Origin of the sequence: Centipeda periodontii DSM 2778 (assembly GCF_000213975.1) — a bacterium.
Taxonomy (GTDB): domain Bacteria; phylum Bacillota; class Negativicutes; order Selenomonadales; family Selenomonadaceae; genus Centipeda; species Centipeda periodontii.
Genome location: NZ_GL892076.1, coordinates 2,476,869 through 2,490,673 on the forward strand (window position 1 = coordinate 2,476,869; position 13,805 = coordinate 2,490,673).

Genomic DNA, 13,805 nt, shown 5'->3' on the forward strand with positions numbered 1-13,805 from the left:
TCTTCTTGTGTAGCCGTGCCAGTGCGAGCCGTGCCCTCTTTCGGTGGTTCGACCCTTGCTGTTTCCGCACAAGTGCTTTCCCTGACTTGCGTATCGCTGCTACATTCGCCTTGAAAAAGAGCGGGGCTTCCCTGTCCTTTCCGTCCGATGCTGTGAGAAACTGCGTGAGTCCGAAGTCATAGCCGACGCTTTTACCCGTTCTTGCCAAAACTTCGTTTTCCACTGTTTCACAGACGAAATAAAGATAGAGGTCCCCGAGCGCATCCCGTTTGATGGTGACGGTTTTGACCGTTCCCTCGATGGCACGGCTCTTGAAATAGCGGTACTTCTGCGTACCGATTTGGACGGCATTTCCTTCTAGGAGCTTCCACCCTGCCTGTTTCAACGTATACGATTTATACTTTCTCACCTTCTTGAACGAGGGCGGCGCCGTGCATACCTTTTGTTTCAGATTTCGGAAAAAGAGTTGGTAGGCACGATCAATCCGCTGCGCGATGTCCTGCACCGCCTGTGCACCGATTTCTTTCAGATAGGAAAACCGGGGCATCTTTTTGAGCTTCGTGAGATGTTTTTGCAGGGCATAGACGTTCAGTGAACGATGATACAGACGATAATACCGTTTGTGCAGGGCAATACAGTGATTATAAATGAGACCTGCCGCATTGATTTGCCGGTGGAGCTTTCGGTTTCTCTTTGCCTTGTACAGCTTAAAGCAGAAGGTCTTCATTTTCTCACTTCCTTTGCGATGTTTTCTGATTCTCGATGGATTGCTTTCATCCCATCAATGAAAGATTACTGCAAAGAAAAGCAAAAATCAATTGTCCGCCTTCAAATGCTTGCACAAATTCGGCGGACGCGCCTTATATCCCCAGCCCTAAAGGGCGGGGATTTACGGCGCATTGGGTAATAACATCATGTCTCCTTTATTTTTACAAAAAAGCAATCAGATATCATGAATTCTTTTCAGCAATGTTCTCCACCAGCTTTTTCACCAATTCATTCATCGAGAAGCGACTTGCCGTCTGTGCCCCATGCTCTGCAATCTGTTCACGCTCCTCCTCATGCTGCAAATAGTAGTCGATTTTCCGAATCAGATCGTCCACATCCTCATACTGCACGAGGTCGCGGTCAAAATCCAATGTCCCGTTCGACTGCTGCCCGCCGTTCATCAGCTGAAATGTCCGTGTCGCCAAGATCTCAAGCGTCCGAGGACTGATGCTTTGATGAACGTCGTTATTGATGTTCAGCACGATCTTGCTCCGCCGATAAATCCCTGCAACTTCCTCAGGCGATAATTCCCGATTCGCCAGAAAAGGAAACAAATGCGGATGTTTCTTTCGGTAGGAGTGAACCTTCCACGGATAGCGGTCATCATACCACCGCCCACCTACGTACATCCGCCCCTCCCGATTGGACATAGATTCGGCAACCTGCTCCAAAATCTCCACACGATGCGGCATGGGCGTTCCAATAAAGGACACGTCGATGTCCCGCTCCTCTTCCTTTGGATAATAAACAACGGGATCATAACCGAGCGGAAGATAGGTCATCCTGACCTGAAATGTCTGCGCGGCATACGCAATATCTGTAAATTCAAAGGCAAATACATGCTGATACCGCCGTAGCCTTTGCTGAAAATCCATATCATAGCGGCGCACGGAGTCCCACATCATAAGAGCCGTCGAATGCCCGTCCCATACTCCTAAAATATCGTCAGAAATCATACACCCCGTCAGACAAAGCAGCACGGAATCCGCGTGCATGTGCGCCCGCATAAAGGCGATGCATTCCCTCCGCCAATTCTCTTCCCACCGTGTTTCGAGCGAGCGGCATCCCCATTTATAGAGCCGACGGCTGAGATACGAGCAGTTGGTATAAAAGGGACGCTCGGCAAAGAAATCGACTTTGTGCCCCGCCTCTCGCAGGACGCGGACAATACTCTCGGAATATCCGTAATAAAGCGGTCCGACGACAACAAAATGCACGGCAGTCACCTTCTTTTTCGTATGCTATCTCAGTTTCATCAGGTACTCGTCGAGTTTTGCCGTCCAATAATCATAGCTAAACGCACTGCGTGCAAACGCTTGAATCTTTTCACTGAGTGCAGGCAAATCCTCCCGCTCAGCCGCCATCTCCCACGCATCGGCAAGCGCTCCGGCATCCTCCTGCGGCACAATTGTCCCATAGAGCCCGCCACTTGTCAAATCATGAATCGCAGAGCCAAAGTTCGTTAACACCAGATAGTCACCAAAATAGATTGCCTCTACTGCCGAAATAGGAAATCCCTCCGACCGACTCGTCATGCACATGATCTTCGCGCGCGCGTAAAGTTCGTACAGCTCTTTGCGGTCACTCATCCTGCCATAGAGAACAAGATGTTCCTGAATCCACGGATCTTGCACGCAGAGCTTCTCAACATCGGCACGAAACTCCGGCGTCGGGTCACCAACAACGTAAAATTTCCAATCCGCAAACAGTTCGCGATTGACCTTGGAAACAGCCTCCACAAACAGCTCCGTATTCTTGACGGGAATGCCGGGACGCCCGACGGTCAATATGATATTCTCACGCACCTCAGGTGATCGGATCGCCGAAAGCTCCACACCAAAGAGAGATACGGGATTGGGAAGATATTCGATGCGCCCATGAAAGAGGCGCATGTTTTTAAGCACATCATAAAAAGAGTGATTTTCCACGGTAAAGAGATCGATTGCCGCACTCTTCCAGTACTCCGGTATGACCTTGAGTTTGCGCAGGAGCGTACCGTCGTAAAAATGGGCAAAGCCGTTTTCGTTCATATCCAGCTTGCTGTATACCCTGATGCCGGGATTCCGGCGCTTTGCCATACGAGCCAGCGTATACGAGGCACCTCCATAGTTCGAAAACATAAGGATATCATAGTCCTGTGCATGCACCGTCAAATACTCTGCCGAGAGTTTCTTCTTTTGAGCGTAATCCTCTTCATTTCCAAGGTATTCCAATGCACAATACGCTTCAAAATCCGGATTGCTCAACCGTTCCCGTCCAAAATACGCATAGGTACATGTCCATCCATGGTTCTTTCCGAGATAATACGGATATGAGCACATTTCTTTGGTTAAATGCGCCGCTGTACTATCCTCAAAAAAAATCATCAGCAAGCGTTTCATGTAATTCCCCTGCATATATATCGTCCTTCAGTTTGATGTATCACTCACATTCAGAACAAGAATGCTCATTCTCATGAATTCTCATCTGTTATTTTAACAAATTCGGCGTTCAAGCGCAAACAGCTATGGAATTCTTTTCAGAAACAGGACTGTGGTCTTATTTGCAATTCATTGGCTTTTCGCGTATACTTTTGCAAGTAATTGTTTTCATTTTATGTTTTACGGGAAAGGAAGATGTCATTATGGATCAGGGTCAGAACACACCGCAGAGAGCGCAGGCGATCATCGTAAAGTCGACGAAGAATGTCGGGCTTGCCGCAGGTCTCGCCCTGTTTTTCGGGCCGCTCGGCATGTGCTATTCGACACTCAAGGGTGCGCTTGTCATGTTCCTTGTCAATGTCGTCGTCGGTTTTTTGACGCTCGGGATGGGCTGCTTGCTCACGCTGCCGATCTGTGCGATCTGGGCGTACATGGCGGCAAAGAAGTACAACGAGGAACTGTACGCAGAACTCGGCTAATGCACGTTTCATTGAACTACGGCGGAATTATGCTATAATGGACACAGGTTTTCATTGAGAACGGAGGGTTTACATGAAACGTTTTTCATTTGGCTCGCTGGCGTGTGCTGCTGTGCTCGCACTCGCACTTGTCCTTCCGACGAGCACGGCGTCCGCAGAGGAAGCGCCGACACTGACGATGAACGGGATCGGCGTGGCGCGAATCGCGCCCGATGTGGCTGAGATCACGCTCGGTGTCGTCACGGAGGCAAAGGATGCGGCAAAGGCTCATGCGGACAACGCGGCGCAGGCGACGCGCGTACAGAACGCGGTAAAGGCGCTCGGCATCGCGGAGCGCGACATTCAGACGACGCGCTATGATTTCTCGCCGGTCTACGATGTGAAGGACAACGGGCGCAGTGTCACAACGGGCTACACTGTGACGAATTCTGTCGTGGTCAAGGTACGCAATCTGGACAATGTGGGCAAGGTGATCGATGCCGCGCTTGCAAGCGGAGCGAACCGTGTGGACTCGCTTGAGTTCTCCGCGAGTGATCCGAGTGCGGCCAAAAATGCGGCTCTCGCCGATGCCGCGCGTGACGCACGGAACAAGGCAGACGCTGTGGCAAAGGCACTCGGCGTGCGCATTGTCCGCATTCTGAATGTGTATGCAGACGCACAGCCCTACAACACACCGCGCAACTTCATGCCGATGATGATGGCAAAGGAGGCGTACGATGCCTCGACGCCGATCTCTGCGGGTGAGCTTTCGTTCGAGGCTTCAGTGAACATCGCCTATGTCATCGAATAAACGCGGGCGAGTCTCCGCCGTCGAGGCGATTCGCGGCATCTCCATGATGGGCGTGATCGGCATTCACATCGGCGCGGAGTATCTCGCGAATCCATCGCCCAATATTCATCTTGTGGCGCTCTTTGACATCGGCACGCGCTTCAGCGTGCCGATTTTTTTCTTTATCTCGGCATTCGGACTGCTGTATGGGCAGTCGCCGTCAGCACCGCTAAACTATCGGGATTTTCTCGTGCGGCGCGGACGTGCGGTTATGATCCCCTACCTCGTGTGGTCGCTCTTCTATCTTTTGCACGACGCATATGCATACGGAGTCGGCTTTCCACCGCTCATTGCACTGCCGGGGATCCTCTTCTTCGGAAATGCGAAGTACCAGCTCTACTTCATGGTGATCCTGATTTGGTTCTATCTGTTGATGCCGCTCTGGCGCATGCTCCTTGCGCGTATGACACTGCCGCTGCTCGCAGGAATCCTCATCGTGCAGATTGCGTTTGACTACTGGTCGAGCTTTAACACGGCGTTCAATCTCTACGTCTACGGACTGCCTGAGGGGACACTCCTGCGCGCGCTGCTCTTCTATCGACTGAACTACTGGGTCGTGCACTATATCTTTATCTTCCTGCTCGGCGGCTATATCGCTCTGCATTTCGATGCGTTCCGCGCATGGATGGAGCGAAACACAGGGCGGCTCTACGCGCTTGGTATCGTCAGTCTCGGTGCGCTCCTCGCGTGGTACTACAAGCTCATCCTCGTGGACGGCTACACGCCGCTTGAGGGTATCTATACGGCGCATCAGCTCTCGCCGCTCGGCATCTTCTACACCATCGGCGCAACGCTCGCGCTCTTCGCGTTCTTCACGCGTCTCGGAACAGAGAATCTTCTCGGGCGTGCGTTCCAACTGCTCGGGAAACATTCGTACTTCATCTACCTCGCGCATCCCGTCGCCATCACCTATCTGCTGATGGCGATCCACGGAAGCGGACGCGTGCTCACCGCACCCATCGCACTTGGCATGTATGCGGCGACACTGCTGCTGACGCTGTTAGGCGCGATTGTCATGCGAAAGATTGGTGAGATCGTGCCGATTGTGAACGAGCTGACGATTGGACTGAAGCCGAAAAAGTAAATTGATCGCAAAAAGGCTGTTGCACGAAGTTGAAAAACCTCGTGCAACAGCCTTTATCTTTATGCTGAGGAAGCACTGACTATCGGATTTGACTTGCGGGACGTTTTTCCATACGACCTGTTACCCGATCAGTTGCGCCCTATGGGCTTGCTTCTCGGACAGATCAGTAAGTGGCGAGCTCTGCGAACCGATAGGGGCGCTCCGTTTTTACAAACCTGCTTCTTTCTTCAGCAGCTCCGCCTTGTCCGTCTTCTCCCACGGCAGATCGACATCCGTGCGGCCGAAATGTCCGTATGCCGCCGTCTGACGATAGATGGGACGGCGCAGGTCGAGCATTTTGATAATGCCCGCCGGACGCAGGTCAAACGTCTTCTGAACAAGCGCAACGATCTTCTCATCGTCAATCTTACCCGTGCCGAATGTATCGACCATGATCGACACAGGATGCGCGACACCGATTGCATAGGCGAGCTGGATCTCAACGCGATCCGCAAGCCCCGCCGCGACGATGTTCTTCGCGACGTAGCGCGCCGCATACGCCGCGCTGCGGTCCACCTTCGTGGGATCCTTGCCCGAGAACGCACCGCCGCCGTGACGTGCCCAGCCACCGTAGGTATCGACGATGATCTTGCGTCCCGTGAGTCCGGAGTCGCCGTGCGGTCCGCCGATAACGAACTTGCCCGTCGGGTTGACGAAATACTTCGTCTCTGCGCGCAGAAGCTCTACCGGAACGATCTCCTTGATGACCTTCTCGATCATATCCTTGCGGATGGTCGCGAGGTCGACATCCTCATCGTGCTGCGTCGAGATAACGACGGTATCGACGTAGACGGGTTTGCCGTCCTCGTAGGCAACCGTGACCTGCGTCTTGCCGTCGGGACGCAGATATTTGAGATCGCCGTTCTTGCGCACATCCGTGAGACGGCGCGCGAGCTTATGCGCGAGCACGGTCGTGAGCGGCATGTACTCGGGCGTTTCGTTCGTCGCATAGCCGAACATCATGCCCTGATCGCCTGCACCGATCGCCTCTGCCGCGTCCATATCGCCCTCGCGGGACTCGATCGCCTGATTGACGCCCTGCGCAATATCCGGCGACTGCTCGTCAAGCGAGACGAGGATGCCGCAGGTGTCGGCATCGAAGCCGTAGCTGGCGTTCGTGTAGCCAATCTCACGCACGGTCTGACGAATGATTTTCGGAATGTCGGCGTAGCATGTGGTCGAGATCTCACCGACCACATGCGCCTGTCCTGTCGTAACAAGCGTCTCGCATGCAACGCGCCCCTGCGGATCCTCTGCAAGAATCGCGTCCAGAATGCTGTCCGAGATCTGGTCGGCGAGTTTATCCGGATGACCCTCGGTCACGGATTCGGATGTAAAGAGCATCTTCTTCATTTGGAACCTCCCTTAGTTCGTAAAAAGATTTTTGAGTAAGAAAACCTCGTCCCGATAAGAAAAGCCTCCCTGCAAGATAAGGGAGGCTGTGACTGCCGCTCTCATCTCATAGGCCTAGCCTAAAGGAATTGGCACCGTTGGCGCAGTTGCCATGGTTGCCGCAGCTTCATCGGGCCATTCCCTCCACTGCTCTGGATGAGGTATATTCTCTTCTATGTTTCGCATTGTAACGAATGCGCGGCGCGTTGTCAAGGACTATTTTCATAGAAAACAGTCTAGCCGTGCATACTCCTCGCAGAACCCTCGTTATGCAAGCGGTCGGGCACTTATCTGCCTAAATACCTGCGGATTCCAAACGCGCTTCGCTTGAACGAATAAAATCCGCAGGGGGGCAGAACGTGCCCTTTGCCCCGCCTGCTTCACTAGGGTTTGCTCCGGAGTGCTGCACGGCAACAAAGATTTATCCCCGCTTCTGAAAAGTCTCTTCCAACCGATCCAATATCACGCCTGCAAGCTCCGATTTCGCCATGAGCGGGTGATCCTCGGCGCGTCCATCCGCGTAGAAAATCTGCACATGGTTCGTAGGCACACCGAAGCCCGCATCCTTCTCCGCAACGTTGTTCGCGACGATGAAATCGAGGTTCTTTTTCGCAAGTTTCCCACGTGCGTATTCCGCGACATTCTGCGTCTCCGCCGCAAAGCCGACGAGGATCTGATGCTGCTTCTTCTGTCCAAGTTCGTAGAGGATATCGGGGTTGCGTGTGAGCGTGATCGTCAGCTCTCCATCCGACTTCTTGATCTTGTGCGCGGCAATCTCTGCGGGACGATAGTCCGCGACCGCCGCTGCCTTGATGACCGCATCCACAGCGTCATACTCTGCAAGTACCGCCGCGTGCATATCGCGTGCACTCCGCACGTCCACGCGCCGCACGCCCGCAGGCGTTGTGAGAGGTGTCGGCCCCGCGACGAGAATCACCTCCGCGCCGCGCCGCACCGCCTCGGCGGCGACCGCGAAGCCCATGCGGCCCGTCGAGCGGTTGCCGAGGTAACGCACGGGGTCGAGTGCCTCCTCCGTACCCGCCGCCGTCACGAGGATACGCCGTCCCACAAGGCTCTGTGTGCGCGAAAAATACTCCTCCACCACACGCACGATCTCCACGGGTTCGGGCAGCCGCCCCGCGCCCGTCGTGCCGCACGCAAGCTGCCCCGCGGCGGGCGGGATAACAGTCACGCCGCGCGCCGTAAGGCGCGCAACATTCTCCTGTGTAACGGGATTCTCCCACATGCCCGTATTCATCGCGGGCGCAATCAAAAGAGATGCGCGCGTTGCGAGCACACTCGTCGTCAACATATCGTCGGCGATGCCCGCCGCAGCCTTTGCAATGAAGTTCGCCGTCGCTGGCGCGACAAGCACGAGCTCCGCGAACTCTGCGAGCGCAATGTGCTCGACATGGTGATGCGGCTCGCCCCACATCGTCTCTGCGACGGGCCGTCCCGTGATCTCACGAAAGGTCAGCGGCGTGACAAAGGATGCCGCCGCGCGCGTCATAACGACACGCACATCCGCCCCCGCCTTCTTGAGGCGGCGTGCGATCTCAACCGCCTTATACGCGGCGATTCCGCCCGTCACTCCGAGGACAATGCGCCGCCCCGCGAGTGCACCCATGTCAGACGCTCTCATTGCAGAGGTCATAGCTGATCTTTCCCTCCGCGATCTCCTCAAGTGCGTTCGTGACGTTCTTCGTCGAACGCGCACGCTCGGACTTCACGGGATCGCCCTCAAGCAGCTGGCGCGCACGTTTTGCCGCAAGCACGACCACGCCGTAGCGACTGTCCACCTTCGTCAGCAGCTCATCCGTCGAGGGATTCACCATGCCGATTTCCACATTCGTCTTCATTGCAATACCTCTCTACCTTCTATATACTGTAGGATACGGTGCAATGCTCCTAAGCAAACCCTAGTGGAGCAAGTGAGGAAAGCGTGCGTTTCGCTCCCTGCGGATTTTATTCGTTCAAGCGAAGCGCGTTTGGAATCCGCAGGTATTTAAGCGAATAAGCACGCGATCACTTGCGCAACTAAGCGTTCGCGTGGAGCGTGCATCGTAAGGCTTCAAATTTCAAACTGCGCAGGATCCATATCCGCGCGCATGCGTTCTGCCGCGAGGATCGTCTGAATACGCTCCGTCGCCGCCTCCACCGCATCGTTGAGCACGGCGTAGCGGTAACGCTTGCCGAGGAGGATCTCATCACGCGCAGCCGCGAGCCGCCGCGCAAGACTCTCCTCCGACTCCGTGCCGCGCCCCATAATGCGGCGATGCAGTTCTTCGAGCGAGGGCGGCAGAAGGAAGATAAACGTCCCGTCGGGACAGCGCTCCATCACGTTCAGCGCGCCCTGCGTGTCGATCTCCAAGAGGATGTCCTCACCCGCCGCGCGACGCTTTTCAATCGGTGCGAGCGGCGTGCCGTAGTAGTTGCCGTACACATCCGCATACTCGAGAAACGCACCGTCGGCAATCATTTGTTCAAACTCTTCGCGCGTGCGAAAATAGTATTCGCGGCCCTCCTCTTCCCCCGCACGCGGCGCGCGCGAAGTCGCGGAAACCGAGTAGGCAATGCCGCTCTCACGCGCAAGCAGTTCCTTGCAGACCGTCCCCTTTCCCGTGCCCGATGCCCCCGAGATCACGATGAGAAGTCCCTTTTTCACTCCGCCGCCTCCTTCGTCATGCGTCCCGCGATTGTCTCCGGCTGAAGTGCCGAGAGGACGATGTGACCGCTGTCCAGAACGATGACGGCACGCGTGCGCCGCTTATACGTCGCATCGATGAGCCGTCCCGCCTCGCGCGAGTCCTGCACCATGCGCTTCACGGACATGGATGTCGGCGCGACAATGGCGACCATGCGTCCCGCAAGGACGATGTCGCCAAATCCGATATTGACCGTCTCCATGCTCACTCCAAATTCTGTACCTGCTCGCGCAGCTTCTCGACCTCGTTCTTCATCGCGACGACAATCTGCTGTGCGGCGGCATTGTTCGCCTTCGAGCCAATTGTATTGGTTTCGCGGTTGATCTCCTGTAGCAGGAAATCGAGCCGCCGTCCGACCGGTTCGTCCTCCGCGAGAATCGCGCGGAACTGAGCGAAATGGCTCGCGAGCCGCACAAGTTCCTCTGTGATGTTCACACGATCCGCATAGAGTGCCGCCTCCTGCACAAGACGCGTCTCATCGGGCGTGACTTCCTTGAACTCCGCAAGCACCTCCGCGAGATGTATACGGTAGTCCGCCACGATCTGCGGTGCGATCTCCTTCACCTGTGCGCGCTGCTGCTCAAGTCGCGCAAGACGCTTCTCAAAGTCGCGTACGATGTGCGCGCCCTCGGCAAGCCGCATCGCATCAAGCGCCGCGAGTGCCTGTGCTACAGCATCCAGAAATACCGTGCGTGCGCCCGCGATGTCCGTCTGCTCGCTCACAGAGATCACGCCCTCATACTCTGCCGTCATGCGCACACCGTCGCTGAGCGGTGCATCCACCGCACGCGCAACCTTGCCGAGTGCAGCGTAGTACGCACGTGCCAGCCCCTCGTTGACGTGGACATCGTACTGCTTTTCACTGTGATCCTCGAAATTCACATAGACATCGAGCTTGCCACGCGCGACACGCGTGCGGATCCGATCGCGCAGATCGTTCTCCCACGCACCGAACGCACGAGGCATATGCGACGCAATCTCCAAAAAGCGCTGATTGACCGCCTTGATCTCAACCGTCACGCGGTAGTCTGCGGTCTCCGCCGTCCCCGCACCGTAGCCCGTCATGCTCCTGCGCGGCGCACTCATAGCGTCCCCTGCCATTCGCCCGTAAAGACCGGCTCAGCAGGTCCCGTCATAAAGATGTGCCCGTCCGCACGCCACTCCACATGAATCACACCGCCGTCGACCTCGATGTCCGCTGCGCGGTCAAGCACATCGTTCAGCACACCCGCCGTCAGCGTCGCGCACGTCCCCGTTCCACAGGCAAGCGTGATTCCCGCGCCGCGTTCCCAAACACGCATACGCGCGTGTGTGCGGTCACGCACCTGGACGAACTCCGTGTTGATCTTGCGCGGAAATGCGGGGTGATTCTCAAACTGCGCACCAAGTTTCACAAGCGGAAAGCCCTCCGCATCGTCCACGAAGATCACGCAATGCGGATTGCCCATCGAAACGCAGGTCATTTTATATTCTGTGCCATCCACCGTAAGCGGCTGTGCGACAACCTGCTCCACACCGAAGCCCGCCACGGGTATTTTATCCCCCGCGAGCACGGGCACACCCATATCCACCTCGACCGCCGTCACTGTACCATCCTGCGTGATAATGCGCGGCACCATCGTGCCTGCCAGCGTCTCAATCGTGAAGCATTCTTTCTTGATACGCCCGTAATCATAGAGATAGCGCGCAAAACAGCGAATGCCGTTCCCGCACATCTCCGGCTCCGACCCATCCGGATTGAACTCACGCATGCGCACATCCGCCGTCTCCGAGGGACATGCCACCATCAGCCCGTCCGCACCGATGCCAAAATGACGGTCGCACATACGCACGGCGAGCGCAGCAAAGTCCATCGGTTCTTTATCGAGAAAGTCCACGACCACAAAATCGTTGCCGCAGCCCTGCCACTTTGTAAACTTCATCTATTACACCGCCTTATTGCGTGTATTATACGATGAAATCCCCGCGTGTGCAAGGCACATAACTTGCCTATTGTGCTGTTCGCGTGTATAATTTTTAGGAACTAGAAAGAAGTGATACCATGAGCCTTGACGGCTTCTCCATGTCCGCCCTCGCACGCGAACTCGCGGACGCACTCACGGGCGGACGCATCGACAAAATCAACCAGCCGAATAAACAATCCATCGTCCTCTCCGTGCGTCAGCCGGGACAAAACCGCCTCCTCTACATCAATACAAACGCAAGCAACCCATCCGCACATCTCATCGAGAGCGCACCTGAGAATCCTGCCGAACCGCCGACCTTCGTCATGCTCCTGCGCAAACAGCTTGAGACGGGGCGCATTGCCGCCGTGCGGCAGGAGGGCCGCGATCGCATCATCCACCTCGACATTGACGTAATCGCAGGCGGCGGGCGCATCGTCACGCGCACGCTCACCCTCGAACTCATCGGCAAATACAGCAACATCATCCTGCACGAGGACGGTATCATCACCGAGGCGCTGCGCCGCATCGGCGAGAACACGAGCCGTGTGCGCACCGTCTTTAAGGGCATCCCGTATACCCTCCCGCCCGTGCAGGACAAATATGACCTCTTTACGGCGAATATTGACGATATTATCACAAGCATACAGTCCGATGTGGACAGCAAACTCTTTCAGACACTCATCGGTGCTGTCCTCGGCTTTGGTCCCATCTCGGCAAAAGAGATATGCTTCATCGCCGGGCTTGCGCCGAACATTCTCATCTCCGAACTGGATGCGGCGGACTTTGCGGAAATCGCGCGCGCACTCGGGGAACTTCGTACATGGATGGAGACCCCTGCTCCCTCCCTGCGCCTGGATGAGAACGGCAAGGTTACCGCGATGGCAGCATTTCCTCTCAGCGACCTTCCAAAAACAACACGCCTCTCCTATCCGAGTGTCAGCGCGCTTATGATCGACGCAGATAAACGCCTCGGCAGCTACATCATCCCCGACCGTGAACGCTTTCGCCGCCTTGTGCGCACGGAGCTTGCCCGCGCACGCGAGAAATACGAGAAACTCGGTGCGGAGATTGCGGCGGCGGAGAACGCCGAGGAGCAGAAGATCTATGCCGACAATCTGATGACGTACCAGTACAACTATAGCGACCATGCGGACGACGAAATCACCGTCGCAAACATCTACAGCGAGACGGGCGAGACCATCACCATCCCGCTCGACCGCCGCATCGGCATCATCGCGAACATGCAGGCATACTACAAGAAATACGACAAGCTGAAACGCGCGCAACAGCTCCTCGCTGTCCAGCAGGAACACTGCACGGCAAACATCCGTCACCTTGAGAGCATCGAGACATCCCTGGACTCCTCCACGCGCCTTGCCGAGATTGCAGAGATACAGGACGAACTGATCACGTCAGGATATCTTCATGAGAAATTGCCCAAGCGCAGCAAGGATCGCCGCGCGAAGCCGTTCTCCTTCACCACACCCGACGGTATGACGATCCTCGTCGGCAAGAACAACGCGCAGAACGATGCACTGACATTCAAGACCGCCGCACCCACCGACGTATGGCTGCACGTCCGTGACATCCCCGGCTCGCACGTCATCCTGCGGACGAACGGTGACGAGCCGAGTGAGGCGTCCCTCCACCTCGCCGCGCAGATTGCCGCACATTTTAGCAAGGCGCGCGGCTCCTCGAACGTCCCCGTTGACTACACCGCCGTCCGCTTCGTCAAGAAGCCCTCGGGCGCCGTTCCCGGATTCGTCCGCTTTGTGAACGAAAAGACACTTTTTGTCACCGAGGACGAGGAGGTGCTTGCGCCGATTCTCGCACAGGATCCAACGATGGGATAAATGTAAGCCAAAAACTATATTTTACCCATTGGCGTATATTGTAATTCCATGGTATATTTCCTTAAGGAGGGAGCGCTAATGGTTACATGGGAAGAAGTTTTTGCTGAACTGGCGGAAAACCCTGAGTTCAAACGTGAGTATGATGCCCTTGAAGGATGGTATCAGGAAGAACTGGCAAGACAGGAATCTTGTGCGTCCGAAGAACCCGCATCATCGCCTCGCGTAAATACGCCCTCTATTCTCCACAATCCTGCCTTCGCTTAGATTGTTTATCTGTTTTCATCATAAAA

General features: G+C 55.7%; 15 protein-coding genes and 1 riboswitch. Of the genes, 5 read left to right on the top strand and 10 right to left on the bottom strand.

The features are described from left to right. The 3 genes from HMPREF9081_RS11375 to HMPREF9081_RS11385 form a co-directional block, all read right to left on the bottom strand. The coding region (locus tag HMPREF9081_RS11375; protein WP_006307512.1) for an RNA-guided endonuclease InsQ/TnpB family protein at positions 1-727 on the bottom strand (727 nt) is incomplete at its 3' end. Between the two features lie 223 nt (positions 728-950). After that, positions 951-1,985, bottom strand: a complete 1,035-nt coding sequence (locus HMPREF9081_RS11380) for a CgeB family protein (protein WP_154647322.1) — start codon at positions 1,983-1,985, stop codon at positions 951-953. 24 nt (positions 1,986-2,009) lie between these two features. Beyond that, on the bottom strand, positions 2,010-2,981 hold the full coding sequence (locus HMPREF9081_RS11385; protein ID WP_245529898.1) for a glycosyltransferase family 4 protein: 972 nt from the start codon (positions 2,979-2,981) through the stop codon (positions 2,010-2,012). A gap of 410 nt (positions 2,982-3,391) precedes the next feature. Here HMPREF9081_RS11385 and HMPREF9081_RS11390 point away from each other — a divergent pair, with 410 nt between their 5' ends. The 3 genes from HMPREF9081_RS11390 (at position 3,392) to HMPREF9081_RS11400 (ending at position 5,580) form a co-directional block, all read left to right on the top strand. After that, complete coding sequence (locus HMPREF9081_RS11390) at positions 3,392-3,667, top strand: hypothetical protein (protein WP_040395173.1); 276 nt, start codon at positions 3,392-3,394, stop codon at positions 3,665-3,667. Between the two features lie 73 nt (positions 3,668-3,740). After that, a complete protein-coding gene (locus HMPREF9081_RS11395) occupies positions 3,741-4,457 on the top strand; it encodes an SIMPL domain-containing protein (RefSeq protein WP_006307516.1) in 717 nt (238 codons plus the stop codon). Further along, positions 4,444-5,580 (top strand): acyltransferase, encoded by a 1,137-nt coding sequence (locus tag HMPREF9081_RS11400; RefSeq protein WP_006307517.1) that lies wholly within the window; start codon positions 4,444-4,446, stop codon positions 5,578-5,580. Before HMPREF9081_RS11395 ends, HMPREF9081_RS11400 begins: the two co-directional genes overlap by 14 nt. A gap of 207 nt (positions 5,581-5,787) precedes the next feature. Here the strand turns inward: HMPREF9081_RS11400 and metK are convergent, their stop codons facing one another. The 7 genes from metK to dapF form a co-directional block, all read right to left on the bottom strand. Next, positions 5,788-6,972 carry a methionine adenosyltransferase gene (gene metK / locus HMPREF9081_RS11405; protein ID WP_006307518.1) on the bottom strand — a complete coding sequence of 395 codons (1,185 nt, stop codon included), beginning with the start codon at positions 6,970-6,972 and terminating at the stop codon, positions 5,788-5,790. 98 nt (positions 6,973-7,070) lie between these two features. Beyond that, positions 7,071-7,174: riboswitch (SAM riboswitch) on the bottom strand. A 258-nt stretch (positions 7,175-7,432) separates the two neighbouring features. Continuing rightward, positions 7,433-8,638, bottom strand: coding sequence for a bifunctional phosphopantothenoylcysteine decarboxylase/phosphopantothenate--cysteine ligase CoaBC (coaBC, locus tag HMPREF9081_RS11410; protein WP_040395176.1), 1,206 nt, complete (start codon positions 8,636-8,638; stop codon positions 7,433-7,435). Between the two features lies 1 nt (position 8,639). Continuing rightward, positions 8,640-8,870 carry a DNA-directed RNA polymerase subunit omega gene (gene rpoZ, locus HMPREF9081_RS11415; RefSeq protein WP_006307520.1) on the bottom strand — a complete coding sequence of 77 codons (231 nt, stop codon included), beginning with the start codon at positions 8,868-8,870 and terminating at the stop codon, positions 8,640-8,642. Positions 8,871-9,082: 212 nt separating this feature from the next. Further along, positions 9,083-9,676, bottom strand: coding sequence for a guanylate kinase (gene gmk, locus HMPREF9081_RS11420; protein WP_006307521.1), 594 nt, complete (start codon positions 9,674-9,676; stop codon positions 9,083-9,085). Then, positions 9,673-9,918 (bottom strand): DUF370 domain-containing protein, encoded by a 246-nt coding sequence (locus tag HMPREF9081_RS11425; protein ID WP_006307527.1) that lies wholly within the window; start codon positions 9,916-9,918, stop codon positions 9,673-9,675. Before HMPREF9081_RS11425 ends, gmk begins: the two co-directional genes overlap by 4 nt. 2 nt (positions 9,919-9,920) lie before the next feature. Further along, positions 9,921-10,802 (bottom strand): YicC/YloC family endoribonuclease, encoded by an 882-nt coding sequence (locus HMPREF9081_RS11430; protein ID WP_040395178.1) that lies wholly within the window; start codon positions 10,800-10,802, stop codon positions 9,921-9,923. Further along, on the bottom strand, positions 10,799-11,638 hold the full coding sequence (gene dapF / locus HMPREF9081_RS11435; RefSeq protein ID WP_006307530.1) for a diaminopimelate epimerase: 840 nt from the start codon (positions 11,636-11,638) through the stop codon (positions 10,799-10,801). The genes HMPREF9081_RS11430 and dapF overlap by 4 nt, the downstream gene beginning before the upstream one ends. Before the next feature lie 119 nt (positions 11,639-11,757). Between dapF and HMPREF9081_RS11440 the strand changes: the two genes are divergently transcribed. Then, entirely contained in the window at positions 11,758-13,515 is a 1,758-nt protein-coding gene (locus HMPREF9081_RS11440; protein WP_006307531.1) for an Rqc2 family fibronectin-binding protein, read from the top strand. 78 nt (positions 13,516-13,593) lie between these two features. After that, positions 13,594-13,779, top strand: coding sequence for an XRE family transcriptional regulator (locus HMPREF9081_RS11445; RefSeq protein WP_154647324.1), 186 nt, complete (start codon positions 13,594-13,596; stop codon positions 13,777-13,779). The last annotated feature ends 26 nt before the right edge of the window (positions 13,780-13,805 follow it).